The organism is Nonomuraea sp. NPDC003201 (assembly GCF_053590415.1).
The window spans coordinates 1-24900 of sequence record NZ_JBSFTC010000161.1; the positions used below are offsets into that span (position 1 = coordinate 1).

25 protein-coding genes and 1 other RNA gene are annotated in these 24900 nt (G+C 69.7%); 13 read left to right on the forward strand and 13 right to left on the reverse strand.

From position 1 onward, the window contains the following. Nucleotides 1-572: LysR substrate-binding domain-containing protein (locus ACWDX9_RS38325; protein ID WP_449963122.1), on the forward strand; the 572-nt coding region annotated here is incomplete at its 5' end. A gap of 327 nt (nt 573-899) precedes the next feature. Here ACWDX9_RS38325 and ACWDX9_RS38330 read toward each other — a convergent pair. Beyond that, complete coding sequence (locus ACWDX9_RS38330) at nt 900-1082, reverse strand: hypothetical protein (RefSeq protein WP_449963125.1); 183 nt, start codon at nt 1080-1082, stop codon at nt 900-902. Nucleotides 1083-1112: 30 nt separating this feature from the next. On the opposite strand from ACWDX9_RS38330, the gene ACWDX9_RS38335 reads away from it, so the two are divergent. Next, nucleotides 1113-1259, forward strand: coding sequence for a hypothetical protein (locus ACWDX9_RS38335; RefSeq protein ID WP_449963128.1), 147 nt, complete (start codon nt 1113-1115; stop codon nt 1257-1259). Between the two features lie 192 nt (nt 1260-1451). On the opposite strand, the gene ACWDX9_RS38340 is transcribed toward ACWDX9_RS38335, so the two are convergent. From ACWDX9_RS38340 to ACWDX9_RS38355, 4 genes are all read right to left on the reverse strand, one after another. Next, nucleotides 1452-2660 (reverse strand): cytochrome P450, encoded by a 1209-nt coding sequence (locus tag ACWDX9_RS38340; RefSeq protein ID WP_449963131.1) that lies wholly within the window; start codon nt 2658-2660, stop codon nt 1452-1454. Between the two features lie 842 nt (nt 2661-3502). Continuing rightward, nucleotides 3503-4573 (reverse strand): M20 family metallopeptidase, encoded by a 1071-nt coding sequence (locus ACWDX9_RS38345; RefSeq protein WP_449963134.1) that lies wholly within the window; start codon nt 4571-4573, stop codon nt 3503-3505. Nucleotides 4574-5339: 766 nt separating this feature from the next. Further along, nucleotides 5340-6368 (reverse strand): dipeptidase, encoded by a 1029-nt coding sequence (locus tag ACWDX9_RS38350; RefSeq protein WP_449963137.1) that lies wholly within the window; start codon nt 6366-6368, stop codon nt 5340-5342. A 569-nt stretch (nt 6369-6937) separates the two neighbouring features. After that, nucleotides 6938-7516: a TetR/AcrR family transcriptional regulator gene (locus ACWDX9_RS38355; protein ID WP_449963192.1), complete on the reverse strand. Its 579-nt coding sequence runs from the start codon at nt 7514-7516 to the stop codon at nt 6938-6940. A 100-nt stretch (nt 7517-7616) separates the two neighbouring features. Here ACWDX9_RS38355 and ACWDX9_RS38360 point away from each other — a divergent pair, with 100 nt between their 5' ends. After that, nucleotides 7617-8555, forward strand: coding sequence for an SDR family NAD(P)-dependent oxidoreductase (locus tag ACWDX9_RS38360; RefSeq protein ID WP_449963140.1), 939 nt, complete (start codon nt 7617-7619; stop codon nt 8553-8555). A 131-nt stretch (nt 8556-8686) separates the two neighbouring features. Next, nucleotides 8687-9148, forward strand: a complete 462-nt coding sequence (locus ACWDX9_RS38365) for a DUF2871 domain-containing protein (protein WP_449963143.1) — start codon at nt 8687-8689, stop codon at nt 9146-9148. 7 nt (nt 9149-9155) lie between these two features. On the opposite strand, the gene ACWDX9_RS38370 is transcribed toward ACWDX9_RS38365, so the two are convergent. Further along, entirely contained in the window at nt 9156-10100 is a 945-nt protein-coding gene (locus tag ACWDX9_RS38370; protein WP_449963146.1) for a TetR/AcrR family transcriptional regulator C-terminal domain-containing protein, read from the reverse strand. Between the two features lie 135 nt (nt 10101-10235). Here ACWDX9_RS38370 and ACWDX9_RS38375 point away from each other — a divergent pair, with 135 nt between their 5' ends. Together ACWDX9_RS38375 and ACWDX9_RS38380 are read left to right on the forward strand one after the other, a co-directional pair. Further along, nucleotides 10236-10796 carry a GNAT family N-acetyltransferase gene (locus tag ACWDX9_RS38375; RefSeq protein ID WP_449963149.1) on the forward strand — a complete coding sequence of 187 codons (561 nt, stop codon included), beginning with the start codon at nt 10236-10238 and terminating at the stop codon, nt 10794-10796. Between the two features lie 54 nt (nt 10797-10850). Further along, entirely contained in the window at nt 10851-11720 is an 870-nt protein-coding gene (locus ACWDX9_RS38380) for an alpha/beta fold hydrolase (RefSeq protein ID WP_449963152.1), read from the forward strand. A 16-nt stretch (nt 11721-11736) separates the two neighbouring features. Here ACWDX9_RS38380 and ACWDX9_RS38385 read toward each other — a convergent pair whose 3' ends face one another. The 3 genes from ACWDX9_RS38385 to ACWDX9_RS38395 all read right to left on the reverse strand — a co-directional run bounded on the left by ACWDX9_RS38385 (nt 11737) and on the right by ACWDX9_RS38395 (nt 14724). Next, nucleotides 11737-12657, reverse strand: a complete 921-nt coding sequence (locus ACWDX9_RS38385; protein ID WP_449963155.1) for an RNA polymerase sigma-70 factor — start codon at nt 12655-12657, stop codon at nt 11737-11739. After that, entirely contained in the window at nt 12654-13844 is a 1191-nt protein-coding gene (locus tag ACWDX9_RS38390) for an NAD(P)/FAD-dependent oxidoreductase (protein WP_449963158.1), read from the reverse strand. Before ACWDX9_RS38390 ends, ACWDX9_RS38385 begins: the two co-directional genes overlap by 4 nt. Before the next feature lie 157 nt (nt 13845-14001). After that, complete coding sequence (locus ACWDX9_RS38395; RefSeq protein ID WP_449963161.1) at nt 14002-14724, reverse strand: VOC family protein; 723 nt, start codon at nt 14722-14724, stop codon at nt 14002-14004. A gap of 216 nt (nt 14725-14940) precedes the next feature. On the opposite strand from ACWDX9_RS38395, the gene ACWDX9_RS38400 reads away from it, so the two are divergent. From ACWDX9_RS38400 to ACWDX9_RS38410, 3 genes are all read left to right on the forward strand, one after another. Further along, complete coding sequence (locus tag ACWDX9_RS38400) at nt 14941-15357, forward strand: hypothetical protein (RefSeq protein ID WP_449963164.1); 417 nt, start codon at nt 14941-14943, stop codon at nt 15355-15357. Nucleotides 15358-15483: 126 nt separating this feature from the next. After that, on the forward strand, nt 15484-16104 hold the full coding sequence (locus ACWDX9_RS38405) for a hypothetical protein (RefSeq protein WP_449963166.1): 621 nt from the start codon (nt 15484-15486) through the stop codon (nt 16102-16104). Between the two features lie 198 nt (nt 16105-16302). Then, the gene (locus ACWDX9_RS38410; protein ID WP_449963169.1) at nt 16303-16938 is read left to right on the forward strand and encodes a hypothetical protein; all 636 of its coding nucleotides are present in this window, start codon (nt 16303-16305) and stop codon (nt 16936-16938) included. Here the strand turns inward: ACWDX9_RS38410 and rnpB are convergent. The 4 genes from rnpB to ACWDX9_RS38430 form a co-directional block, all read right to left on the reverse strand. Beyond that, nucleotides 16935-17322: RNase P RNA component class A (rnpB, locus tag ACWDX9_RS38415), an RNA gene on the reverse strand. The genes ACWDX9_RS38410 and rnpB overlap by 4 nt on opposite strands. Nucleotides 17323-17358: 36 nt before the next feature. Next, nucleotides 17359-18693 (reverse strand): bifunctional RNase H/acid phosphatase, encoded by a 1335-nt coding sequence (locus ACWDX9_RS38420; protein ID WP_449963172.1) that lies wholly within the window; start codon nt 18691-18693, stop codon nt 17359-17361. After that, nucleotides 18690-19430 carry a zinc ribbon domain-containing protein gene (locus ACWDX9_RS38425; RefSeq protein WP_357730568.1) on the reverse strand — a complete coding sequence of 247 codons (741 nt, stop codon included), beginning with the start codon at nt 19428-19430 and terminating at the stop codon, nt 18690-18692. The genes ACWDX9_RS38420 and ACWDX9_RS38425 overlap by 4 nt, the downstream gene beginning before the upstream one ends. A gap of 2 nt (nt 19431-19432) precedes the next feature. Further along, nucleotides 19433-20233, reverse strand: coding sequence for a Nif3-like dinuclear metal center hexameric protein (locus ACWDX9_RS38430; protein ID WP_449963177.1), 801 nt, complete (start codon nt 20231-20233; stop codon nt 19433-19435). Between the two features lie 94 nt (nt 20234-20327). On the opposite strand from ACWDX9_RS38430, the gene ACWDX9_RS38435 reads away from it, so the two are divergent. The 4 genes from ACWDX9_RS38435 to ACWDX9_RS38450 form a co-directional block, all read left to right on the forward strand. Next, nucleotides 20328-21773 carry a flavin-containing monooxygenase gene (locus ACWDX9_RS38435; protein WP_449963180.1) on the forward strand — a complete coding sequence of 482 codons (1446 nt, stop codon included), beginning with the start codon at nt 20328-20330 and terminating at the stop codon, nt 21771-21773. A gap of 226 nt (nt 21774-21999) precedes the next feature. Beyond that, on the forward strand, nt 22000-22749 hold the full coding sequence (locus ACWDX9_RS38440; protein WP_449963183.1) for a GNAT family N-acetyltransferase: 750 nt from the start codon (nt 22000-22002) through the stop codon (nt 22747-22749). Nucleotides 22750-22815: 66 nt separating this feature from the next. Further along, the gene (locus ACWDX9_RS38445; RefSeq protein WP_449963186.1) at nt 22816-24246 is read left to right on the forward strand and encodes an Nramp family divalent metal transporter; all 1431 of its coding nucleotides are present in this window, start codon (nt 22816-22818) and stop codon (nt 24244-24246) included. Nucleotides 24247-24302: 56 nt separating this feature from the next. Continuing rightward, nucleotides 24303-24900 (forward strand): alcohol dehydrogenase catalytic domain-containing protein (locus ACWDX9_RS38450; RefSeq protein ID WP_449963189.1); only part of this gene is annotated, 598 nt, incomplete at its 3' end.

The window sequence follows — 24900 nt, forward strand, 5'->3', positions numbered from 1 at the left end:
GCCGGGCGCCGGGCGTCTCGCTGCGGGTGCTGGCCGAGGAGTGGGAGGCGGGCCCCGCGCTGCGCGAGGGCCGGATCGACCTGGAGATCGGGGCCATCGACCACGTCGACCCGGAGACCCGGGTCGAAGAGCTGGTCACGCTGCGGATGGCGGCCGGCGTCAGGGCCGGACACCCGCTCGCAGAAGGAACCCTGACCCCCGCCAGGCTGGCCGCGGCCGAGCACGTCACGGTCAGCCGCCGGGGACGCTTCACCGGCCCGCTGGACACGGCCTTGGCCGAGCAAGGGCTCAGTCGGCGGGTCAGCGCCGTCCTGCCCGGACATCTGGCGGCGATGGCGCTGGCCGCCGTCGGCGACGTGGTCTGCCTGGTGCCGACCGCGCTGCCGGGCGAGCCCCCTTCACCACTCAGCGACGCGGCGCACGCGCTGGGACTACGCCTGCTGGAAATCCCGCTGCCGCTGCCACCACTGACGATCGGCATGGCCTGGCACCCGCGCCACACCGCCGACGGGGCCCACCAGTGGCTGCGTGGCGCCGTGCGCCGGGTACTCCGTCCGGCCCGGGAGGAATAGCCCACGGCGCCCTCAACGCCACCGCCGATGACGAAGACGACGAACTGGAGCTGCTCGGCTGATGCCGAGGTCTGTCACGCGGCCGCGCAGGACCCACCTCGGTGGCGCAACCGACCTCGTGGTCCCGATCACCCCATGTACGTTGCCCGGTCGCCGCGACCACACCGTCAGCGCCTGGTCCGCGCGGTTCGTGGTGCAGGAAGGACCTCCCAGGTCAGCTCTCGGTGTCGGTACGCGAGCCACCTACCACCACCGCCAGCATCGTCAAGGTCGACCTCGTGGTCGCGCTGCCGCTCAAGGCCAGCGCCGGCACCGTGGCCTCACCGGCTAAGAACGGCGTTCGGCGGCGCGGGCCGTCAAGGTCAGCGACAACGCGGCCGCGTCCACACTGCGGTCCGCGATCGGCGGCGCGCCGGGCCTGGCGGCCGCCCTGCGCGACACGACCCCCGGCCCCGGAGGAGCGTGGGGCGCGACCACGACCAGCGCCGCCTCCTCGCTCACCTCCCCCAAAGAGCCCCTCCCCGCTGCATGCTCGGCTTGATGAGCGGCGTGACGCCGGAGCAGTCGTGGGGTGTCAGCGCGGCCAGGCGCGAGGACGTGGCCCTCAAGAACGGCCGGCTGCCGCAGCCGCGCGACGGTGGACAGTGTCGGCCTGGGTACGAGACCGCCACGGTCACACGTACCTGATCACCGTCATCTCCCACCGGCACCGCACGATGGGGGCCGGGGTGAAAGCGGTCGAACACGTCGCCGAACTCGTCACCAGGGCCTCTCCAAGGCTGCGGACCGCAGGTGAGGCCGCCCATTCTCCACCTCCACCCCGCCCCGGCGGCGAGGGCTGCGGCATGGGATGGACGAGGGTGCGTTACGTCGCGGCGGTCATGCGTCCCAGGTGACCGGGAGGCTCTTGACCCCGTAGATGTCGGCGGTCTCCGGGCGCAGGCTGACCTCTTCAGCCGGTACGGCCAGGCGCAGCGTGGGGAAGCGGTTGAGCAGCGCGGGGAAGGCGACGCGCATCTCGACGCGGGCAAGCTGCTGGCCCAGGCACTGGTGGATGCCATGGCTGAAGGCCAGGTGCCCGCCGTCCTGCCGGCGCAGGTCGAGAGTGTGGGGATCGGTGAAGCGCTCGGGGTCGCGGTTGGCGGTGTTGCCCGACAGGATGACCGTCGAGCCGGCCTTGATGATCTGGCCGCCCAGCTCGACGTCCTCCAGTGCCACTCTCTGGAACTGCTTGGCGACGGTCAGATACCGCAGCAGCTCCTCCACGGCCTTCTCGGTGAGCGTGGGGTCGGCGCGTAGCGCGGCCAGCTGGTCCGGGTTCTGCAGCAGCGCGAAGGTGCCCAGCGCCAGCATGTTCGCGGTGGTGTCGAACCCGGCCGACAGCAGGATCAGGGCCATCCCCCGCAGCTCCTCATCGGTCAGGTCGCTGTCGGTGAGGTCGCTGAGCACGTCGTCAGTGGGATTGGCGCGCTTGGCGACCACCAGCTCCGCGAGGTACTGCTGGACCGCGGTGTAGGCGGCGATCAGTTCCTCGTCGCTGACCTCCCCGCCGAGGAACTTGTCGATGTTGTCCTGGAAGCGGCCCCGATCCTCGTACGGCACGCCCAGCAGCTCGCAGATGATGATGGCCGGGATGGGCTTGGCGAACGCGGTCACCAGGTCCGCCGACGGGCCGGCCTTCTCCATGGCGTCCAGGTGATCGGCGGTGACCTGCTCGACCCGCTCGGTGAGCAGCCGCATCCGCCGGACGGTGAACTTGCCGACCAGCGGTTTGCGGTAGCGGCTGTGCTGGGGCTCGTCCATGAGGAGGAACTCACCGGGCGGCGCCGGGGGGAGCTCGATGTCGCCGTACTCGCTGTAGTCGATCAGCGGGTGGTGGCGCATGAGCTCCTTGCGCGAGCTGAACCGCGGGTCGGCCAGGACCGACCGGGCCAGGTCGTATCCGGTGATCAGCCAGCCCTGGTGTCCGCCGGGAAAGGGGTAGGGAGTGATCGGGCTGTGCTCGCGGGTCTGGATCAGCTCCTTGGGCGGGTCGAAGGGGCAGCCGGGCTGACGCGCGGTCGGCATTTTGGTGAGGGGGATTTCCATGGTCATTCCTCTCATCGACCTAGGTTCAAGTCGGGAAATCGCGATCAGGACTGAATGGAAGCGATGACGCTGGGTCTGCCGTCAGCAGCGGGTTTCCTCGCCGGTGAGCCGGTCGTGCGACAACACGTTCGCTGCCGCGGTCTTCCCAGGGCCGTCGGATCCGAGCCGTGCCTCACCGGACATCCGGAGCGATGCCGTCGAGCACGCGGCCGTGATGGCTGAGCCGTTCATGGGACCCACCATCGCCGACCGCGCTGATATCGGACCGTTGCCGAGCTGACACGGCCTCTGACACGTCACCGCATCAGACCTGATCGCCGCCGGGACCTCCACTGCGGCACGTGCGCGCACAGGACAGCAGAGCCATCGTCACCTCGGCGGCATCCCAAGCCTCGGCAGTATCCCCGGCCCCAATCGGCCTCGGCAGTATCCGGCCTCAAGGGCCTCGACGCATCCACCGGCCCGGACGGCATCTCGCGCCTCATTGGCCTCGCACGGCATCCCAGGCTCGACCGCAGACTCAAGGCCCTCGACGGCATCTAAGGCCTCAATCGGACTCGGTGACGCTAGCGGACTCGACGCCATCTCCGGCCTCAATGGCCTTGTCGGCATCTCCGGCCGTGCCTCCAACCACGCCGACGCCGAAGCCAACAGCCCCTCAACCAACCAACCGGCCCCTCAACCCACCAGCCCCTCAACCCACCGGCTCGGCACCGCCGAGGAGATCGCCCAAGCCGTCCTACGGCCACCGGGACGAACAGTCCTACGACCACCGGGAGGAACAGTCCAGCGGCCACCAGGACGAACACCCACCTCGGGTCAGACGGCGAGGACACCCACGCTCACGCCCCGCGACGGACGGCGTCGATCAGGGCGCGGAGGAGGGCGGTGCGCCGGGGCATCTCGGCGACGATGACGTGCTCGTCGTCCGCGTGCGCCCCGCCACCCACCGCGCCCAGCCCGTCGAGGGTCGGGCAGCCGACTCCCGCCGTGAAATTGCCGTCCGAGGCACCGCCCACCGAGGCCGAGATCAGCGGCCCCAGTCCCAGGTCCGACGCCAGCTCCTGCGCCAACGCGTACAGCGAGGCCGACATCCCGCTCTCGAGCGGCGGCCGGTTGGGGCCGCCCAGGACCTCCAGGCGGGTGCCCGGCAGGACCGGCCGGAGCGCGCGGAAGGCCGCGTCCACCCGATCCTGCTCCGACATCTCAGCCACTCGCACGTCCACCGAGACCGAGGCCGCGGCGGGGACGGTGTTGCGTGCCGTGCCGGCCGACAGGACCGTCGGCGTGACAGTGGTGGCCCCGGCACCCATGGCCGCGATGGCCAGGACCTGGTGGGCCAGCTCGATCGCGGAGTTCAGCCCTTTCTCGGGCTCCAGCCCGGCGTGCGCGGCCCGGCCGCGAACGTTGACGGTGTAGAGGGCGGTGCCCTTGCGGGACGTCTTCAGCGCGCCGCCGTCGGCGCTCGCCTCCATGACGAACGCGGCGGCCAGCCCGCGGGCGGTCTCCTTGATCAGCTCGGCCGACGTACGGGAGCCGCACTCCTCATCACCGTTGATCAGCAGAGTGATGCCGTCGAGCGATTCGAGCCCGGCCAGCGCGTGGAACGTCTGCACCAGCCCCGCCTTCATGTCGAACACCCCGGGCCCCCGGGCCACGCCGTCCACCACGGACCAAGGGTGGGTGGCGAGGGTGCCGATCGGCCAGACGGTGTCGTGGTGACACAACAGGAACACCTTGGGGGTGCCGAACGTCCAGCGCACGTGCGTGACGCCGTCGATCACGAGGAACTCGGGCTGCGTACCCAGGTAACGGGCTCCCATCGCCGCCACGACCTTCGCGCTGCGGGCGACGGCTTCCAGGTCGTGGGTGAAGGACTCGCACAACACCAGCTCTTCGAGATCCTCGATCACGCCGTTCCTCCGTAGAGCTCGTGCTTCATTCCGTTTCCTCTCCGCAGCCGTCAGCTCGCACCGGCCCGATGGCCGTCCGAGAAGGGGTGATGAAGGGGGTGATGCGCATGCCGCACACTCAGAACCGCTAAAAGCGGTGCACACTGCCACCGACCGAACCGGCTCCCGCCCAGGAACCAGCGCACGCTGCCGCCAACGCCGTCAATCGCTCACTCAGGAGATGGCGAACGCCGCCGCCCACTCCACCGACTACTCGCCCAAGCAGCACGCCCGCTGCCACCGACCCAACCAGTTCCCCACCCAGGAACCAGCACACCTTGCCGCCAACGCCATCAACCGCTCACCCAAGAGATCGCGAACGCCGCCGCCCACTCGCCCAAGCAGCACATCCACTGCCACCGACCCAACCAGTTCCCCACCCAGGAACCAGCACACCTTGCCGCCAACGCCATCAATCGCTCACCCAGGGGACGGCACCGGCCGCCGCCACCCACTCCACCTGCTACTTACCCGGGAACCGGTGCACGCTGCCGCCAACCGGCCCAGCTATTTGCCGGAAAGCTTGCGCGCCGGCGTTGACCGACCGAGCTACCTGGCCGGAGAGCGATGTTCACCGACTCGGCTATTTCCCGGAAGGAGGTGCACGCCGGCGTTGACCGGCTCAGCTGTTACCCGGAAGGCGACCGCACCTGCCGCTGACCGAACCACGGCTGCCGCTGACCGGGCAACGGCAGCCGCCGACCGGACCACGAGCGCTCGCCGCCGATCACGCCAGTTGCTCGCTCAGGAAGCGGTGTACATTGCCGCCGATGATCTTCGTGACGTCCTTCTCCGGGAGGCCGCGGGCGAGCAGGCCATCGGTGACCATGGGCAGGCCGGAGGGACCCGCCAACCCCGGGACGGCCGACTTCGGGTTGACACCCCTCGTGTTGAGGCCCTCGCAGCACGGCGGCGTCAGGTCGTCCATGACCTCGCGGATGAAGTCGGGGCCGAGCCCGACGTGGTCGATCCCGGCGACGGACACGATGTGCTCGATGTGGTCGAGCAGGCGGTCGAGGGTCATGTCCTCCTCGCGCTCGGCGAGGAAGGGGGCGAAGAAGTTGACGCAGATCACGCCGCCCGTGGCGGCCACCGCCCGGAGCTGGTCGTCGGTGAGGTTGCGGTGGTGGTCGCGCAGCGCCCTGGCGGCGGAGTGGGTGGCGATGACCGGTCTGGTGGCCAGCTCCAGGACGTGCGCCACGCCGGAGGCGCCCAGGTGGGAGACGTCGAAGACGATGCCGAGCCGCTCCATCTCCTCCAGGGCCGCGATGCCGTGGGAGGTCAGGCCACTGCCCGTGGCGTCCTCACCGCTGCCGTCGGCCAACGCCGTGCGCCCGAAGTGCGCGATGGACGCCACCCGTACGCCAAGGCGGTGAACGGTCGAGATCAGCTCGACGTCGGCGTCGATGCCCGGCATGCTCTCCAGCGCGATCACCAGCGCGATCTTGCCCTCTTCGAGCGTGCGGTCGATGTCGGCCGCGTTCAGACAGATCCGGACGTGGTCGGGATTTCCCTCGGCCAGCACGTGCGCACACTCGATCATGCGCAACGTCTGCCTCAGCGCGCCCTCCGGCCGATATTGGTCGTCGATGAAGACCGGCAGGACCTGCAGATCGACCCCGCCCTCGACGAGCTGGGGCAGCCATCTCTCCCGGAAGAACGAGGCCCACTGCTGAGGCGGCCGCGCGGAGACGGCCATGAGCAGATCGTTGTGTGTGTCGGCCACGACTGCGCGTCGGTGGAGGGAAAGCGTCATGCGATGGACGTTATCGCGAGGGCTGGACCTGCTCCAATGCACCCGGAGTCCGATTTTTTGGATCACTTGTACGACTGTGGGTTGAGTTTCAACTGTGCCCAGTGGGGAACCGAACGCGCCGGTCAGGCGCCGACCGCACGCGGCGACGGGTAATGGCCGAGTCCGTGGTGGTGGCCGAAGGCACGCGGCCAGGCTGAGCGGTGACGACGCCTCGGGCGGAGCCGAGTCGCCTGGGCCGCGACGGGATGGCTACGCCGCGCTGGACGGGCCGGCGGGGTGGACGCGCCGTGCCGGACGGGCCGGCGGGGTTGGGGCGACGGGATGGGGCCGCCGTGCTGGAGGGACCCGCGAGGTGGGCGCGCCATGCTTAAGGGGCGACTGGGTGGCGGCCCCGTGCTGCAGGTGTGGCGCCGGGAGTGGCCTCGCCGCTGGAAGTGGCGTCGCCGTCCGGAGCGGCGTCGCCGTCCGGAGCAGCCTCGCCGTCCGGAGCAGCCTCGCCGTCCGGAGCAGCCTCGCCGTCCGGAGCAGCCTCGCCGTCCGGAGTTCACCCCCAGGATCGGGTGAGCCGGTCAGGCCTCCTCGTGCGCCTGGGGCCAGCCGGCCTCGAGCAGGTCGAAGATGGCGTTCATCGCGGTCAGGGGGTCGGCCTCCACGCCCGCGAGCTCAGGAATCTCCAGGACATAGCGGGCGAGCGCGCGGACGGTCATGTCGGACGGTTCGCGGCCGCTCTCGGCGGCGATCGCCTCGGCCAAGGGCCCCTCACCGGCTATCCAGAGCTTGCGCGAGTACTCCCGCAGGGCGGGCGTACTGACGATCAGATCACGCTTGGCCCGCAGCTCGGGCGGGAGATCGTCGGTGAACGGCCCCCGACCCGCCAAGCAGCGGCGCAGGGCTTCCAGTACGGACTGACCGGCGGGCCGGTCGCGAACAGCGGCGGCCAGCCGGACGTGCCGTTCCGCGCCGTCGTCGAAGATCAATGCTTCCTTGCCGTCCGGCACGTGCGCGAACAGCGTGGCGATGGAGACGTCCGCCTCGTCGGCGATCTGGGCGACGGTGACGCCGTCGTACCCGTGCTCGGCGAACAGCCGCAACGCGGCGTCCGACAACGCCCGGCGGGTCTGTGCCTTCTTGCGCTCCCGGCGCCCCATCTCCACTTCTTCATCGTAGCGAAACCTAGAACGCCTACGAATCCATAATGACTATAGTTTCAGAGTCAGTTCAGAAATCATCGAGACAAGGGAGCCCACCATGTCCCCCTGGGACGTACGACGCCTGCCGCCCGCCGAGGGCAAGCACTTCCTCGTCACCGGCGGCAACGCCGGCATCGGATACTTCGTCGCCGAACAACTCGCCGGCACCGGCGCCACCGTCATCCTCGGCAGCCGCGACACCGCCAAGGCCGAAGCCGCGCGGGCCTCGATCCGCGCCCGCGTCCCCGGCGCCGACGTACGGCACATCCGCCTGGACCTCGCCGACCTCCCCTCGCTCAAAGCCTCCGTGGACGCCCTGAGCCTGGAGAGGCTGGACGCGGTCGTCTGCAACGCCGGAGTGCTGCTCGACCAGCCACGACGGCGGGTCACCGGGGACGGAAACGAGCTGATGTTCGCCACCAACCACCTGGGGCACTTCGCGCTGTTCCACTGGCTCGCGCCCCTGCTCACGGCCACGCCCGCGAGCCGCGTCGTCACCACCGGCAGCTTCACCGCCAAGTCCGAGACCCTGGACCTCGACGACCTCCAGAGCACGCGCGACTACCGGCCCAAACGCACCTACGCCCGATCCAAGCTCGCGCAGATGCTCTTCGGCTTCGAACTCGACCGCCGCCTGCGCGCCGCCGGCAGCACGACGCTGAGCGTGGTCACCCACCCCGGCGGCGCACTCGACTCCCTCACACCGGCCCGCCCGCCGGTCCACCTGCCCACCACCGGCGAACGGCTGCGCGGCCTGCCCGCCGGCCTCCTCCTCCAGGGCAAGGAAGCCGCCGCCTGGCCCGCCGTCCGGGCCGTACTCGACCCCTCCGTACGAGGCGGCCAGCTATGGGGACCCCGCGTCTTCGGGATCCGCGGCCTGCCCACCCTCGAACCCGTACGCGGCCACCTGGCCGACACCGAACTCGCGGCCCGCGTGTGGGCCGCGAGTTCCGCCCTGACCGGCCTCGACCCGAGCCCTCCGGCGGCATTGCGATAACGGACCACAGTCCGATAATGTCCGACCGGCACCGACCGGCACCGACCGGCACCAGAAGAACTCCCCTCCAGCGAACCTCACCCGGCGAGGGCCGCACCGTTTCCCCCGCGCGAGAGTGAAGGTCAGCGCCCATGAGGAAGATCCTCAACGTTGCTCACGTCTACATGATCCTCGGGCTGGTCAGCGGCCTGTACTACCGCGAGCTGACCAAGCTGACGGGCTTCACCGGCGACACGCAGCTGGACGTCGTCCACACGCACCTGCTCGCGCTCGGGATGCTGTTCTTTCTCGTGGTCCTCGCTCTGGAGAAGCTGTTCGCGCTGACCTCCGTCCGGCTCTTCGGCTGGTTCTTCTGGATCTACAACGCCGGCCTGGCGGTGACCGTCGCCATGATGACCCTCCACGGCACCCTGACCGTCCTGGGCCGCCCCAGTGGTGAAGCCATCGCGTTGATCTCCGGCCTGGGTCACGTCCTGCTGACCGTGGGCCTGATCCTGCTGTTCGTCACTTTGGGCAAGCGCATCCCCGCCAAGCCCGCTCCCGCGGGTGACCCCGTCCTGGCCGACACGGCGCTGCGGAACGTCGAAGCCTGACGAGGGCTCATGGTCGCGCCCGGGCCTGACCCTCGACCAGGGCGGCGAAGCCGTCCAGATGACGCGCGAGGCCGTACTCGAACAGCCCGTCCAGGTCCGACACCGTCTCCTCCGGAATCGTGGCCAGCAGCGGAAATCGTCCGCTGTTGAGGAGTTCGTCGGCGCGGTTCCGTTGCGCGAGCCACCACCGGTCGAGGGTCACACCGGTCTCCTGCTCCGCCTCGACCTCGTCCGCCATCGACAGGGCGACGGTGATGACCAGTCCGTGCAGTGCGAGCGCCTCTCGGATGCAGGTCGTCATGGGCAGGCCGAGCCCGTCGAGCGCGCGCAGGGTCCATTCGGTGTGGGCCATCATGTTGGGCACGAGCAGCGGGCGCGTGAACGAGACGGCCCTGGGCAGCCAGAGGTGCCGCCGTACCAGTTGCCATTGCGCGCGGGAGATCAGTTCGAGCTTGGCCCGCCAGCCGTCCGGCCCGGGCACGGGGAGCTCCGGTTCGCCGAAGACCTCGTCGACCATCTGCGTCACCAGCTCGTCCTTGTTCTCCACGTGCCGGTAGAGCGACATCGGACCGGCGCCGAGCTCGGCCGCGAGCCGCCGCATGGACACGGCGTCGAGCCCTTCGGCGTCGGCGATCTTGATGGCGGTGCGGAGCATCTGCTCGCGATTGAGCGCCTGCTTGGGGACGCCGGCCTGCCGCGGCCTCGGCGGCACGGCCGGCTGCTTGAGGGTCGTACGTGAGCCGACCACCGCGCCGGAGCCGACCTTTGTCTCGACCAGCCCTTCGTCGCGCAGCGCCGCCATCACCTTGGTCGCGGTGGCGAGCGCGACGCCCCATCGCTGGGCGATCTGCCGGATGGACGGCATCCGGTCGCCGGGCCGCAGGGCGCCGCTCAGGATCCGGGCACGGATCTCCGCGACGATCCGCTGATAGGGCGGATTCGTTCGCTGCATGGGGACCTCCGATCCATCGATAAGTGCACTAGTTCACTCTATACAGTACTAGTTCACTTCCTTCCTCTAAAACAGCCAGAAGGGCGGCTATCGAAATACTCTGTACGCATGACAGTTGATACACCGTACGCATCCGTGCGGAAGGCGGATGGAGCGGACGAGCAGGCGGTGCTGGACGTCCTCACCGAGGCGTTCATGAACGACCCCCTCGCCTGCTGGCTCTTCCCCGAGGTGAGCGAACGAGGTCGGCTCCAGTCGCACTTCTACCGCTCCCTGCTGACCCATCCCACCGCCGAGGCGTACCTGATCGGCGGTCGCGAAGGCGCCTCGTTGTGGCTGGCGCCGGCCACCGGCCAGACGTCCCACGAGGGGGCGGACCAGGTCTTCGGCGAGAACGGAGCACGGCTGCAGGCCGTCGGCGAGGCGCTGGCCCAACGGCACCCCGACCACGAACCGCACCTCTACCTCGCGTGCATGGGCGTGGTCGGCGGGCGGCAGGGCGCCGGACTCGGTACGGCGATGCTGCGGCACCGGCTGGAGCGGGCGGACGCCGACGGGCTCGCCGCGTACCTGGAGGCGAGTTCGCCCCGCAGCCGCGACCTCTACCTGCGGCACGGCTTCGAGGATCTCGGCGAACCGGTACGCGTGGCCGACAGCCCGCTCCTGTGGCCGATGTGGCGCCGGCCGCGCCCGTGACCACCACGCCCTTAACCGGCCGCACAAACCCGACGAACAAGGAAGAGAACGACGATGACCAACCATGAAGCAGGACGCGCGCCGACCCTGGTGTTCGTCCACGGGACCAACTCCTCCTCGGCCCTGGGCACGGGGCTGATCCGCGAACTCACCCTGCGCGGGCACCGAGCCCTGATGGTCGACCTTCCGGGACACGGCGACGAGGCGTTCTACCCCCGCGCGTACCAGGCCCCGCAGGACCTCCAGGCGCTGGCGACCGAGCCGTCGCCGCTCGCCAAGATCACCATCGACGACTACGTCGAACGCGTCGTGGACGTGGTCCGCCGCGCCCGCCGCCTAGGGCCCGTGATCCTGGCCGGCGCCAGCCAGGGCGGCGTCACCGTGAGCAGGGTCGGCAACGCCATCCCCGAGCTGCTCGACCGGGTCGTCTATGTCGCCGCGTACTGCTGCGTGGACCTGCCGAACCTGGCCGCCTACCTCTCCACCCCCGAGAACAGCGACAGCCTGCTCCCCCAAGTGACCCAGGCGCTGGTCGCCGACCCCGCGGTCCTCGGGGTGACCCGGCTCAACTGGCGCTCGGCCGACCCGGCGGTGATCCGCGGCGTCAAGGAGGCTCTGGCCGGCGACTTCACCGACGAGGGGGTGAGCCGGCTGCTCAACCTGCTCGAACCGGACGAGTCCGCCGGCATCCCCATGGCCGACGCCCGGGGCGAGGCGCACACGTGGGGCCGCATTCCCCGGACCTACGTACGCTTCACCCTCGACCGGCTGATCCCGCCGGCGCTGCAGGACCGGTTCATCCAGGAGGCCGACCGCCTCACGCCGGACAACCCGACCGACGTGCGAAGCGTCGCGGCGCCCCACGTCGGCCCCTTCGACCGGCCCGAAGTGGTGGAGATCTTCAGCGAGCTCCTCAGCCGTTAGTCCCGCGCGCGAAGTCTCAGGGGGTACGGACGTCGCGCGTGGTGCCGTCCGCGATGGCCTGGAGTTTGTCCGGGTTGGCGATGTTGTGGATGGTGAAGATGCGACCCTCGGCGTCGAAGTCGAACGTGACGGTGGCGATCACCCGGCCCGGGCCGCTGAACACCACGCCCGGGCCGCCGTTGATCTCGACCAGTGCGGCGTTCATGTCGGCGGGCTCGACGCCCTGGTAGGTGACCTGACCGATGGCGGCGAACCAGGCGGCCACCGTCTCCGCGCCCGCCACCGGCCGCAGCGCCTGGCGAACCTTGCCGCCGCCGTCGGTCCACAGGGTGACGTCCGGGGACAGCAGTTCCATGAGGGTGTTGATGTCGCCGCCGGTCGCGGCGGCGAGGAAGCGTTCGGTGACGTCGCGTTGCCGCGACCGGTCCGCGGTGAACCGGGGCCGCCGGGCCCGTACGTGCTCGCGAGCACGGTGCGCGGCCTGGCGCACCGCGGACTCGGAGCGCTCCACCGCCTCCGCGATCTCGGCGTGGCTGAAGCCGAAGACCTCCTTCAGCACGAAGACCGCGCGTTCGAGCGGGCTCAGGGTCTCCAGCACCACCAGCATCGCCGTCGACACCGACTCGGCGTTCGTCACGTCGTCGGCGGTGTCGCCGCTGGTCAGGATCGGCTCCGGAAGCCACGGCCCGACGTAGGTCTCACGCTGGTGCTGCGTGGAGCGCAGCCGTTGCAGCGCCAGGTTCGACACGATCCGCGCCAGATAGGCCTTGGGGTCGGCCACCTGCGAACGGTCGGCGGCCGACCATTTGATCCAGGCCTCCTGGACCGCGTCCTCGGCGTCCGCCACGGTGCCGAGGATGCGGTAGGCCACGGAGAACAGCAGGTTGCGATGCTGGTTGAAGACCTGCTGGTCGCGATCGGAGTACGGCTGCGTCACCGGACACCCCGGGTGAAGCGGCCGCCGCGGGGCCAGAACACGCCCGAGGCGGGCAGCTTCTTCATGCGGCCATAGGTGGGCCAGGGCGAGGCGGTCACCGTCTCCTTGTACCGTGCCGCCGTCCGGCCGGTGAGATGGACCCGTCGGGGGCTGTCGTCGGGGTGGGTGAACTGGACGACCGCGTCGTGCCGCCCCAGGCTCACCGGCGTGTGGTAGTAGCCGAAGCGGAACGGCTTGGGCCGCCTGCCGTCCAGCGTGCGGACGATCGACACCGCGGCGTGCACACCGGTCGGCATACCGCCCTGGCAGGTGCCGTGCATGACGCCGTAGCCCTGCCGGATCGCGGCCGCGTCGCCCACGGCGTACACGTCCGGGTGCGACACCGACCGCAGCGCGGCATCGGTGACGACCCTGCCACGCTCGTCGACGGTCAGACCGGCCGCGGCGGCCAGTGGCGACACCCGCGTACCGCTCGTCCACAGCACGGCGTCGGCGGCGACGAGCTCTCCGCCCGCCAGCTCCACCGCGTCCGGCAGCACCTTCACCACCTCCACCCCGCTGAGCACCCGGACGCCCAGGCGCGCGAGCGCGGCCTGCAGATACGCCCTCGGCTTGGGGCTCATGGCCGCGCCGGGCTCCTGCCGGCCCAGCAGCACGACGTCCAGCTCCGGGTACTGCTCGGCGATCTCCGCGGCCGACTCGACGCCGGTCAGCCCGCTGCCGCCGACCACGACCGTGCCACGGCCCAGCCGGGCCAGGCGATCGGCCAGCAGCTCGGCGTCCTGCGCGCTGTTGAGCGTGTACGCGTGATCCTCCACACCCGGCACCGCCGCCGTGTCGGCCATGCTGCCCAGCCCGTACACCAGCGTGTCGTAGTGCAGCACCCGGTCGTCGTCGATCCGTACGAGCTTCGCGTCCGCGTCCACCGCCGTCACCCAGCCCCGCACGAACCGCGCGCCCGTGCCCGCCAGCAGCTCCGGGATGCTCAGCTCGGCGACCCGCTGCCCGGTCGCCGACATGTGCAGCCGCAGCCGCTCGGTGAACCGCTCCTGCGCGTTCACCAGGGTCACCTGCACGTCCTCGCGCCGCTTGCCCCGAGCCGCGAGCTGGATCGCCGCGGCCATGCCCGCGTACCCCGCCCCCAGAATCAGAACCCGATGCGTGCCCGCTTCACGGTTTTTGGTCATCTTTGCGCCTTTCTCATCGCACTGACGACCACGTGATGCAAGCTGCTCGTCGATACGTGACATGGGCCGTCTGTGACGTGCGCCACACCTCGCCTCACGAACGGGCTAAGGAGACTTTCGCCTGGTCAGCGGCCACGAGAGGGCTCGAACGACGGCGCTATCGCGGGCTCAGAACACAGAACTCATGGCCATCGGGATCGGCCATGACCACCCAGTCGACCTCGCCCTGACCGATGTCGACGCGCGTCGCCCCGAGGGAGATGAGCCGCTCGACCTCCGCTTGCTGATCACCGTCGGCGGGCGGAGCGAGGTCGAAATGCAGCCGGTACTTCCCGGTCTTCGGATCCAGCGGCGGACCGCCCCAAGTGATCTTCGGGCCGCCCTGCGGCGAGCGGATCGCGGTCTCCTGGTCCTGATCCCAGACCAGCGGCCAGCCCAGCGCCTCGCTCCAGAAGTAGCCGACCTCCTGCGAGCCGTCGCACGCGAGCGCTCCGACGAATCCGCATTCGGCGAGGAAGTTGTTGCCCGGCTCGATCACGCAGAACTCGTTGCCTTCGGGGTCCGCGAGCACCACGTGCTCATCCTCCGGACCTTGACCGACGTCGATGTGCCGGCCGCCGAGCCCGAGCGCCCTCGCCACCGTCTCCTGCTGGCCCTCGAGGGACTTGCTCGTCAGGTCGAAGTGCATCTGGTTCTGGCTGATCTTCTGCGCCTGGGACGCCAGGAACCGGATCCGGAACCCGGTGTCATCGCCCGGCAGGAGCGCGACGCCGTCCCGGGGGTCGTCGGCCAGCTCCCAGTCCAGGACGCCGGCCCAGAAGCGCGCGAGACGGAGCGGGTTGTGTGCGTCGAAGCAGAGCGCGTGGAGGCGACAAGCCATTCCGCTCCGCACCTCCGATCTGCTGATTCAAAGCCGCAGAAAGGGCACGTCCGGCGCACCCATGGAGAAGATAACGTCAGGCACACGGGCCCCGCCACGCATTTTCTCCGTGCCCGTCGCCCCCACCAGGGAGCGGCAGCGGGCCGGGAAGTGCCCTGCGAGGAGCCGCGGTTATGCCCCTGCCGCGTGCCCGGCGCCAGGACCATGATGTCTGCTTTGATCACAGCCATGGAACATGAAGCGGCAGCCTACGAGCCGATGACTCAGGCGCATCAGGCGGTGGAGCACGGTGACCTGGAGGAGTTGACTCGGTTACTCGATGCCGGCACCGATCCAAACGAGGTGTGGTCCGACATGACCTTGCTCTTGCACGCGATCGACATGGAAGCTGACGGAGCATCCCAGACCCGACAGCCGCTGAACGCTGCATGTACCGCCGTGCTCTTGGCCTATGGGGCTGATCCCGAACGTCCGGGCCCTAATGGGGATGTTCCGCAGCTCTTCGCCTTCCACTACCGTCACGGACTGGCCGTTCGGTTACTTGAGGCTCACATCGCTCGTCGGCATGGTGGCACGGTGCCGAGCCCCTGTCCCGAGCTTCCGCCGGCGGAACCACGTCCGTGGCCAATGTGAACCTGCGGCTTCTTCCTCCCAAAGCAGTCCTCGCGATCGGGAGGAGTGGGCTTTGCCTAGGTCGATGGACTGGTTAGTGTGCCGCACCGTGCACTGGTGAGACTGGATCGGACGAAGGGATCCTCCATGGGCGATCGGGACACGGCTTCGTTCAAGGACGATGAGGTCCACAAGGAGGTCACGCAGTTCTCGGACGAGGCCCGGAAGCGGTTACGAGAGGCGGCCGAAGCGTTCGCGGCAGAGGTGCTTCAGCACGCCGAGACCTTGTGCGGAATGGAGGGGCGCCAACGGGAAATTGCGGAGATCTTTGCGATGGACAGCCCGCTCTCGGAGGTAGCTCGCCGCTTCTGCGACGCCCAGTTCGATCTCACCGGGATCTCCCCTTCCTTCGATTACCGCATCGAGGACGACGAAGAGGAAGAGGAGTCTGCGGAAACGGAGTCTGCGGAGCGGATCGCCGTACTCATACGCCACGACTTTCTGATCAACGACCGGGAGGCGCTGATGGCCGCCGGCCGGGCTGCCTACCTGCAAGTGTGGCCGGACGACGTCGAGGATGACGCCGAATTTGACGTGCAGACCGTGAGCCGGGCCGTCTACCAGCTCATGCACGCCTCGGGTGAGGACACGATCCTCGATGATGTCCCGGGTCTCAGGCCCACCAGGAGCGTTCAGCTCACACTTGACGTGAACGAACCTCTCGACTTCGACGACCCCTTCTCCATCTACTACGGCGACGACAAGTAACTCATGCTCGTTGCTGTGTATCGCTCAGCTTTGTCAAGCCGGCGACAGGACTCGAACCAGACCTGCAGCATGTCGATCGATTCACGCGGGTTCAGGTGTGAGGTCAGGCCGATTCATTGAGCCAATCACGTTGATACCGGGACGAGATATCCGCCTACGATGATCACCCGTCTGCCCCCGTTCCGAGGAGACGACCGCATGAGGCTCTGGGCGCTTGCCCTGACGATCACGTCCGTAGCCGTGATCGTCCCACCGTCGGCCGTGGCCGAGGCTCGCCTCAACCCCGTCGCCGCGCTGCGCCACCAGCTCGCGAGCGGCAACGGCGTGACGTTCTCGCACGTCACGGTCTCCACGTCCTGGGATGGAGAGCCGCGGACTTTTCGGCGGTCGGGAGTCCACGAACTGGCTCACGGTGAGGTCATCGCAAGCCAGATCCTCGATCCCGGGGATGGCAAGGACCCCGAGCGCTTCCTTGTCTTCCCGGATCGGTACTACGAGCAGTCCTCGTTCTGGCGCGAGCGTCTGCCGGAAGGCAGGAGCTGGGGGGTCATCAAGGACAAGCAGTTCCTTGCCCTGACCTGTGGCGACATGCGGCTGAGCGACCCCGCAACGCTCAAGGCCCTGCTCGCCGGCACCAAGGCCAAGCGCCCGGCCGGCGTGTATGACGGCACCCGCACCACCCCGCATGAGGGGATCATCACGCTAGGCGAGGTCGCCAAGGTGGATCCCGACCTCCGTATCGGCACACGCAGACCCACAGGCGCGTACGCTCAAGTCCGCGTCAACTGGAATCTTGAAGGGTGCTCCGCCCCTGGTCACAGGGGCGGAGTGTGACGAGTCGGCCTGTAGGCCGGGTTTTGTCCTTCGTGAGAAGGGGCGACCATCCATCTAGGGCCGCCGTTGCCGGCGGCCTCGAGCGGTCTACCCGCGCGGCTCGGGCGGGCAGCCCTCGAACGTCGCGCGCGGGACGCTCCGGAGAGCGTCCCTTCTTGACCTTGCTCCGGGTGGGGTTTACCTAGCCGCCCACGTCACCGTGGGCGCTGGTGGTCTCTTACACCACCCTTTCACCCTTACCTCCCGTCAACCGGGAGGCGGTCTGCTTTCTGTGGCACTGTCCCGCGGGTCACCCCGGGTCGGTGTTACCGACCACCCTGCCCTGTGGAGCCCGGACCTTCCTCGGCGGGCCGGATGGCCCGACGCGGTCGCCCGGCCGACTCGTCTCTAGCACTTTACCAAGCTCCGCGGCGTTTCCGGTCAACGGCGCAGGTGTGAGGTGTCGTTGAACGACTTCACCACGGCCGGGCCGTCCGCGTAGTACTCGATCAGCGACAGGCAGGCCACGTCGAGGTGCATGCGGTAGAGGGACTCCAGCGGGGCCATCAGGGCCAGCCGCAGCAGCATCTTGATGGGCGTGACGTGGGAGACCGCGAGGACGGTCTTGCCCTCGTAGCGCTCCACCAGCCGCTCCCCCGCCGCCTGGACGCGGCGGGCGACCGTGGTGAAGCTCTCGCCGCCCGGCGGCGCGGTCTCCGGGTCGGCGAGCCAGGTGGAGAGCTCGGCGGGCCAGCGGCGCTGGACCTCCGTGAACGTGTGGCCCTCCCAGTCGCCGAAATCGAGCTCCCTGAGGTCCTTGTCCACCTCGACGTCGAGGCCGGTCCGCCGGGCGACCGCCTCCGCGGTCTGCCTGGCGCGCTTGAGCGGCGAGCTGACGATCACATCCAGCCGGTACGGCTCCCGCGACAGCCGTTCGGCGGCCGCCGCGGCCTGGGCCAGGCCGTTGGCCGTGAGCTCGGCGTCGCCCCTGCCCGAGAACCTGCGCTCCACGGACAGCGCGGTCTCGCCGTGCCTGAGCAGCAGCAAGGACGTGGCCACGCGGGTCGGCGGAGCCCAGCCGGTGCCCTTGGCGGGCGCCTTGGCCGTGCGTTGCTGGGCCGCGGCGGTGGAGGCGGTTGGGGCGGATATTTCGGAGATGGTGCCCGTGGTGCCGATTGCGCCTATGTCGAGGAGGTCTGTCTGCTGGGCGATGGCAGGCGACGTGGTGGCCGCCGACGCGGTGGGGGCCGCAGTGCGGGCCGAGGGGGGTTGTCCGCCCGCGGTCGGGAGCTGTCCGACGGCGGGCGGGGGCTCTTCCTGTAGCTCTGGTTGGGTGGTGCCGCCGGCCTTCCAGGTCAGGCCCTTGGCGGCCGCGTCCATGGCCTCGTTGGCCAGGCGGTCGGCGTGCTTGTTGCGTTCGCGGGGGATCCAGGTCCACTCCGTCACCCGCAGCCGCCTGACCAGCGATCCGGCTTCCATCGCGAGCGGCCGCAGCCCCTCGTTCTTGATCTTCCAGCGGCCCGCCATCTGCTCGATGACCAGCTTCGAGTCCATCCGGACGGCCACCGGCGCGCCCTCGCCGCCGAGCCGGAGCACGGCCTGCAGGCCGGCGATCAGGCCGCGGTATTCGGCGACGTTGTTGGTCGTGACGCCGATGGCCTCGGCCGCCTCCGCCAGCACCTGGCCGTCGGAGGCGTCCATGACCACCGCGCCGTAGCCGGCGGGCCCCGGGTTGCCGCGGGAGCCGCCGTCCGCCTCGATGACGTAGGAGGTCACAGGCCTGACTCTGCCGTACGTACGAGGATGCGCCGGCACTCCTCACAACGGAGGACGTCGTCGTGGGGCGCGGCCTTGATGCGGTTCATCTCGGCGATGGACAGGGCCACCTTGCACCCCTGGCACCGGCCGCCCCGCAGCATCGCGGCGCCCACGCCGTACTGGTCCTTGAGCTTCTCGTAGAGCGCCAGCAGGTCGGCGGGGATCTCGCCGGAGACGCCGCCCCGGCGGCCCTGGACCTCCGAAGCCTCCTTGTCGATCCCCTGGAGCCCCTCGTCGCGGCGGGCCTCGGCGGTGGACAGGGCGGCGGCAAGCTCGTCACGCTGCGTGATCAGGTCGGTGACCTTGGTGTCGGCGGCCTCCCTGCGCTCCATGATCTCCAGCACGACCTCTTCCAGGTCGCCCTGGCGCTTGTGCAGCGAGGCGATCTCGGACTGCAGGCTGGAAAGGTCGCGCGGCGAGGTCACGGCGCCGGAGTCGAGGCGCTTCTGGTCGCGGTCGGCACGCGTGCGCACGGCGTCGACGTCGCTCTCCGCCTTGGCCTGCTCGCGGGCCAGGTCGCCCGCCTCGGTCTCGGCCTCGATCACCTGGGTGGCGACCTTGGCGAACAACTTCGACCGCTCATCGATCTCGGCCAGCTCGGGCAGGGTGCGGCGGCGGTGGGCCAGCCGATCAATCACGGAGTCGAGCTCTGCCAGGTCGAGCAGTCTCTTCTGTGCCTCAGGGGCAGCTTTCATGATCAATATCCTTTTGTCCAAGCATCGGTGACCGTGGCGGAGACGCGCGTTTCAACGGTAACGCCACTCGAGTGCAGGATGGACGCCGCGCTGTCCAGCCAGGGCCACTCGGTCGCCCAGTGCGCGGCGTCGATGAGCGCCGGCCCACCCGACTCCACGAACTCACTCGCCGGATGATGCCGCAGATCCGCCGTCAGGAACACATCGACCTCGGCCGCCTTGGCCGTGCCGAGCACGGAGTCGCCGGCGCCGCCGCTGACCGCGACGCGGGTGACGGGCCGGTCGAGGTCGCCCGCCACGCGGATGCCCCAGGACGTACGGGGCAGGCCCTTGGAGGCCTGCGCCGCGAAGTCGCCCAGCGTCATCGCCGAGGGCAGCTCGCCGATGCGGCCCAGGCCCCGCCACGGGTCGTCCGGGAACGGCTGGAGCGGCACCAGGTCGCCCACCAGGCCCACGGCCCTGGCCAGGGCGTCCGACACGCCGGGGTTGGCCACGTCGGCGTTCGTGTGGGCGGTGTAAAGCGATATGTCGTTCTTTATCAGGGTGTGGATCAGGCGGCCCTTCGGCGTGGTCGCGGCCACGCTGGTGGTGCCGCGCAGGTACAGGGGGTGATGGGTGACGATCACGTCGGCCCGCCACTCCAGGGCCTCCTCGGCCACGGCCGCCACCGGGTCGACCGCGAACAGCACCCGGCGCACCTCCTGCGCCGGATCCCCGCAGACCAGCCCCACGGCGTCCCACGACTCGGCCCGGGCGGGCGGGTAGGCCGCCTCGAGCACCTCGATCACGTTCGTCAACGACACAGCAGCCACCTGCGCAGACTATCGGCACGGGAGAGGGTGTCGGTGGAACGGCGTTCGGCGTAATGTAAGTGAATCCTGACCTGCGGAGGGCGGCATGTCACCAAGCGTCGCGATCGTCGGAGCGGGGTTCGGCGGGCTGTGCATGGCGATCCGGCTCGAACGGGCCGGGATCCGCTCGTACGTGATCTTCGAGAGGGCGGACGACCTCGGAGGCACCTGGCGCGACAACAGCTATCCCGGGGCGGGGTGCGACATTCCCTCGCATCTTTACTCGTACTCATTCGAGCAGTACGCGAGCTGGACCCGTCGTTACCCAGAACAGCCCGAAATACTTGGATACCTTGAACATTGCGCCGATAAATACGACGTCAGGCGAAAAATCCGGTTCGGCGCGGAAGTCCAGCGCGCCGACTTCGACGGCACCAGGTGGCAGGTGACGAGCGGCGGCCGCACCGAGGCGTTCGACGTGGTCGTCACCGGCGTGGGCCAGCTCAACCGCCCCCACCTACCCGACATTTCGGGAATGTCGAGCTTCGGGGGTGTCTCCTTCCACTCCGCCCGCTGGAACCACACCCACGACCTCACCGGCCGCCGCGTCGCCGTGATCGGGAACGGGTCGTCGGCGGCCCAGCTCATCCCGCGCGTCGCGGAGCAGGCCGAGCGCCTGTACGTCTTCCAGCGCACCCCGAACTGGGTCATCCCCAAACCGGACACCACCTTCGGACCGCTGGCCAGGCTGGGGTTCCGCTACGTGCCCGGACTCCAGCGCGCCTACCGCGAGTGGCTCTACCGGTACGCCGAGGCCACCCTCTATCCCGCGCTCGCCCAGGGCTGGAGCGCGGACCTGCTCAGGAAACGCGCCCTGCGGCACCTGCACGACCAGGTGCCCGACCCGGCGCTGCGGGCCAAGCTCACGCCCGACTACCCGCCGGGCTGCAAGCGGGTCGTCATCGACAGCGCCTTCTATCCCGCGCTGACCAGGCCCAACGTCGATGTCGTGACGGACAGGATCGTACGGATCACGCCCACGGGCGTCGAGACCACCGAGGGCCCGCACGAGGTGGACACGATCGTCTACGCCACCGGCTTCCGGACCACCGAGTTCCTGGCCCCCATGGAGATCACCGGGCGCGACGGCCGCACGCTGGAGGAGCAGTGGAAGGGCGGACCCGAGGCGTACCTGGGCATCTCCGTGCCGAACTTCCCCAACCTCTTCCTCCTGTACGGCCCCAACACCAACCTCGGCCACAACTCCATCGTCTTCATGATCGAGTGCCAGGTGGAGCACATCATGTCCTGCCTGCCGCACCTGTCCGCCAACGGGCCGATCGAGGTGCGGCCCGAGGTGATGGCGGCCTGGCGCGGGCAGCTCGACGCGGCGATGGCGCGGATGGTGTGGGGCGGCGGCTGCCGGAGCTGGTACAAGACGGCCGAGGGCCGCGTGACGAACAACTGGCCGGGCCCCACCACCCTCTACCGCCGCCTCACCGCCAGGCCCCCGGCCCCCGCCTACCGCCCCGTCGACCTGCGGACACCGTAGCCGCGACGGTGCGGCCCCGGATCTGCGGGCCCCGATCTGCGGCCCCGGACCGAGGCTCCGGGTCCCCGCCGACGCCTGACGCCGAGCACGCGACACCGCGGAGCGCGCCGCGCCGTGGGACGACGCTCCGCCGGCGATCCCGCTGGGGACGTCCGGCGGGGACGCGCGGCCGTGCGTAAGGGGACGTCCGGCGGGCACGCGCGGGCGTGCGTGCGTAAATGGAGGGGTGAACGGTGGTGTGAAGATCAGGGAGTTGCGCGAGATCGGCGAGTTCGAGGAGGTCTACCGGCTCTTCGACGACATCTGGCACCCGGCGCCGCACAACCCGCCCGTGACGATAGAGCTGATGATCGGGTTCGCGCACACGGGCAACTACGTGGCGGGCGCGTACGACGAGGGCGGCACGCTCGTGGGCGCCTCGGTCGGGTTCAGGGCGGCGGAGCGGACGCTGCACTCGCACGTGACCGGCGCCGTCACCGGCAGGGGCATCGGCCAGGCGCTCAAGTCGCACCAGCGCGAGTGGTGCCTGGGCCGGGGGCTGGAGCGGATCACCTGGACGTTCGACCCCCTCGTACGCAGGAACGCGCGCTTCAACCTGGTCAAGCTGGGCGCCATGCCGGAGGAGTACCTGGAGGACTTCTACGGGAAGATGGCCGACGCGATCAACGAGGGTGACGCGTCCGACCGGCTGCTGGCCGCATGGCGCCTCACAGAAACGGCGAAACCCGGCGAACCGCCCGCCGCCGAGGCGCTCCTGTCGGACGAGGGCGGGTGGCCCGTGGCCAAGGAGGCGCGGGGCGGCACGGTGCTCGTGGGGACGCCGGCGGACGTCGAGCGGCTGCGGCGCGAGGACCCGGCGGCGGCCGCGGCGTGGCGGCTGGCCGTGCGTGACGCGCTCGGCCGGCGCATGAAAGCGGGCTGGCGTGTCGTGGGTTTCACCGAACGCGGAGAATACGTCGTCAAGCAGGTTAACTAGGTATTCCACCAGAGTTTGCGGTCTCTGTAATGTGGCGGCTAAGCAACGCTTAGCAAGGAGATTCGCATGGCGGAGTTCACCCCGACCGTTCCCGCGCGAGTCCTACCGTCCGTCACCGTCCGCGACCTGCCCGACCCTCCCCGATCGACCTGGCGCATCATCGGCCCGGGGCTGGTCGGCGCGGGTGTGGGGCTGGCGTCGGGCGAATTCATTCTCTGGCCGTACATCGCCTCCCAAGTCGGGCTCATTTTCGTCTGGGGAGCCGCGATCGGCATCATCACGCAGTGGTTCCTGAACATGGAGATCGAGCGTTACACGCTGGCCACCGGTGAGACCGCGCTCACCGGCTTCAGCCGGATGTGGAAACACTGGGGCCTGGTCTTCGTGGTGATGACGCTCTGCTCGAACCTCTGGCCCGGCTGGGTCACCACGTCCGCGACGATGGTGACGTACCTGACCGGGTCGGGCGCGGGCAGCGTGCGGTGGATCGCCATCGGCATGCTCGTCGTGATCGCGCTCGGCCTGACGCTGGCGCCGGTGATCTACACCGCGCTCGAACGGGTCATCTTCGTGAAGATCATCCTGGTGGCCACGCTGATCCTGGTCGCCGTCCTGTTCGCGATCAACGCGGAGAGCTGGGTCCAGCTCGGCAAGGGCCTGACCGTCGGCGCCCGGATCCCGGTGCCGCCGCTGGAGTTCTCGCTGCTGATGGGCGCCATCGCCTACGCCGGCGCGGGCGGCGGCCAGAACCTCTGCCAGAGCAACTGGATCCGCGACAAGGGCTTCGGCATGGGCCTGTACGTGCCGCGCCTGGTCAGCCCGGTGACCGGCCAGGAGGAGGCGGCCGCCTCGACCGGCTTCCAGTTCGCGCCCACCAAGGAGAACCTGGCGCGCTGGCGGCAGTGGTGGCGCTTCGCGAACATCGAGCAGGCCTGGACCTTCGCCGTGGTGTCGTTCCTGACGATCGCGTTCATGTCGATGCTGGCCTACTCCACCGTGTTCGGCCGGGAGGGGCTGGCCAACGGCATCCAGTTCCTCAAGGTCGAGGGCGAGGTGCTGCAGGAGGTCGTCGGGCCGTGGTTCGGGGTGCTGTTCTGGGTGATCGGGGCGCTGGCGCTGTTCGCCTCCGCCATGGGCATCGTCGACTACACCTCGCGACTGGCCTCCGACACGATCAAGACGGTCTACCTGCGTGACAAGCCCGTCTCGGTGAACCGCGTCTACTTCTACACCGTCTGGGCGATGGCGCTGATCGGGATCGCCTTCCTGCTGGCGGGCTTCGACCAGCCGCTCATCCTGCTGGTGCTCTCGGCGTGCTTCGCGGCCGTGATGATGTTCGTGTACTCGATCCTGCTGATCATCCTCAACCGGCGTTCGCTGCCCGACGCCATCAAGGTGCGCTCGTACCGGCTCGGCGCGCTGATCTGGTCGGTGGCGTTCTTCGGCACGCTGACCGTGATGGTCGTCATCCAGCAGGCGGACAAGCTGTTCGGCTGAGAGTGACCTGCCCCGGAATTGACCTCAACCGGACTTGAGGTTACAGACTCGGCCGCATGAACGTGATCGAGGTGACGAGGTTCGGCGGTCCCGAGGTGCTGGAGGTCCGGCAGGCGGCGGAGCCGGAGGCCGGCCCGGGGCAGGTGCTCATCGGCGTGTCGGTGGTGGACGTGATGTCGCTCGACGCGCAGCTGCGGGCCGGGTGGGGACGGGAGTGGTTCCCCGGCGAGCCCCCGTTCGTGCCCGGCACCGGCGTGGCCGGGCGGGTGCTGTCGGTGGGCGACGGGGTGGACGGCGCGTGGGCGGGGCGGCGGGTGGCCGCGTTCCTGCCCGGCGGCGGCGCGTACGCCGAGCGGGTCGTGGCCGACGTCGAGACGGTGGTCCCGGTGCCCGACGAGGTGCCTCTGTGGTGGGCGGCCGCGCTGATCCAGGTCGGGCCCGCGGCCCTGAGCCTGGTGGAGGCGGCCGAGCTGAAGCCGGGTACGCGGGTGCTGGTCACGGGGGCCGGTGGCGCGCTGGGGCTGCCGATCGTGGGGCTGGCGAGTGCGGCGGGGGCCCGGGTGACGGCCGCCGCAGTCGGTGTTCTCCAGATATTCGGTGAGGCCGTCGAGGATGTCGGCGAAGAACGGGTTCCTGATGTGCGGCAGGACCAAT

Excerpts from the sequence above, each read along its gene's own strand:
- ACWDX9_RS38335 (WP_449963128.1), top strand. The coding sequence starts at position 1,113 with ATGAGCGGCGTGACGCCGGAGCAGTCGTGGGGTGTCAGCGCGGCCAGG.
- ACWDX9_RS38340 (WP_449963131.1), bottom strand. The coding sequence starts at position 2,660 with ATGGAAATCCCCCTCACCAAAATGCCGACCGCGCGTCAGCCCGGCTGC.
- ACWDX9_RS38350 (WP_449963137.1), bottom strand. The coding sequence starts at position 6,368 with ATGACGCTTTCCCTCCACCGACGCGCAGTCGTGGCCGACACACACAAC.
- ACWDX9_RS38355 (WP_449963192.1), bottom strand. The coding sequence starts at position 7,516 with ATGGGGCGCCGGGAGCGCAAGAAGGCACAGACCCGCCGGGCGTTGTCG.
- ACWDX9_RS38360 (WP_449963140.1), top strand. The coding sequence starts at position 7,617 with ATGTCCCCCTGGGACGTACGACGCCTGCCGCCCGCCGAGGGCAAGCAC.
- ACWDX9_RS38365 (WP_449963143.1), top strand. The coding sequence starts at position 8,687 with ATGAGGAAGATCCTCAACGTTGCTCACGTCTACATGATCCTCGGGCTG.
- ACWDX9_RS38370 (WP_449963146.1), bottom strand. The coding sequence starts at position 10,100 with ATGCAGCGAACGAATCCGCCCTATCAGCGGATCGTCGCGGAGATCCGT.
- ACWDX9_RS38380 (WP_449963152.1), top strand. The coding sequence starts at position 10,851 with ATGACCAACCATGAAGCAGGACGCGCGCCGACCCTGGTGTTCGTCCAC.
- ACWDX9_RS38390 (WP_449963158.1), bottom strand. The coding sequence starts at position 13,844 with ATGACCAAAAACCGTGAAGCGGGCACGCATCGGGTTCTGATTCTGGGG.
- ACWDX9_RS38395 (WP_449963161.1), bottom strand. The coding sequence starts at position 14,724 with ATGGCTTGTCGCCTCCACGCGCTCTGCTTCGACGCACACAACCCGCTC.
- ACWDX9_RS38405 (WP_449963166.1), top strand. The coding sequence starts at position 15,484 with ATGGGCGATCGGGACACGGCTTCGTTCAAGGACGATGAGGTCCACAAG.
- ACWDX9_RS38410 (WP_449963169.1), top strand. The coding sequence starts at position 16,303 with ATGAGGCTCTGGGCGCTTGCCCTGACGATCACGTCCGTAGCCGTGATC.
- ACWDX9_RS38425 (WP_357730568.1), bottom strand. The coding sequence starts at position 19,430 with ATGAAAGCTGCCCCTGAGGCACAGAAGAGACTGCTCGACCTGGCAGAG.
- ACWDX9_RS38435 (WP_449963180.1), top strand. The coding sequence starts at position 20,328 with ATGTCACCAAGCGTCGCGATCGTCGGAGCGGGGTTCGGCGGGCTGTGC.
- ACWDX9_RS38445 (WP_449963186.1), top strand. The coding sequence starts at position 22,816 with ATGGCGGAGTTCACCCCGACCGTTCCCGCGCGAGTCCTACCGTCCGTC.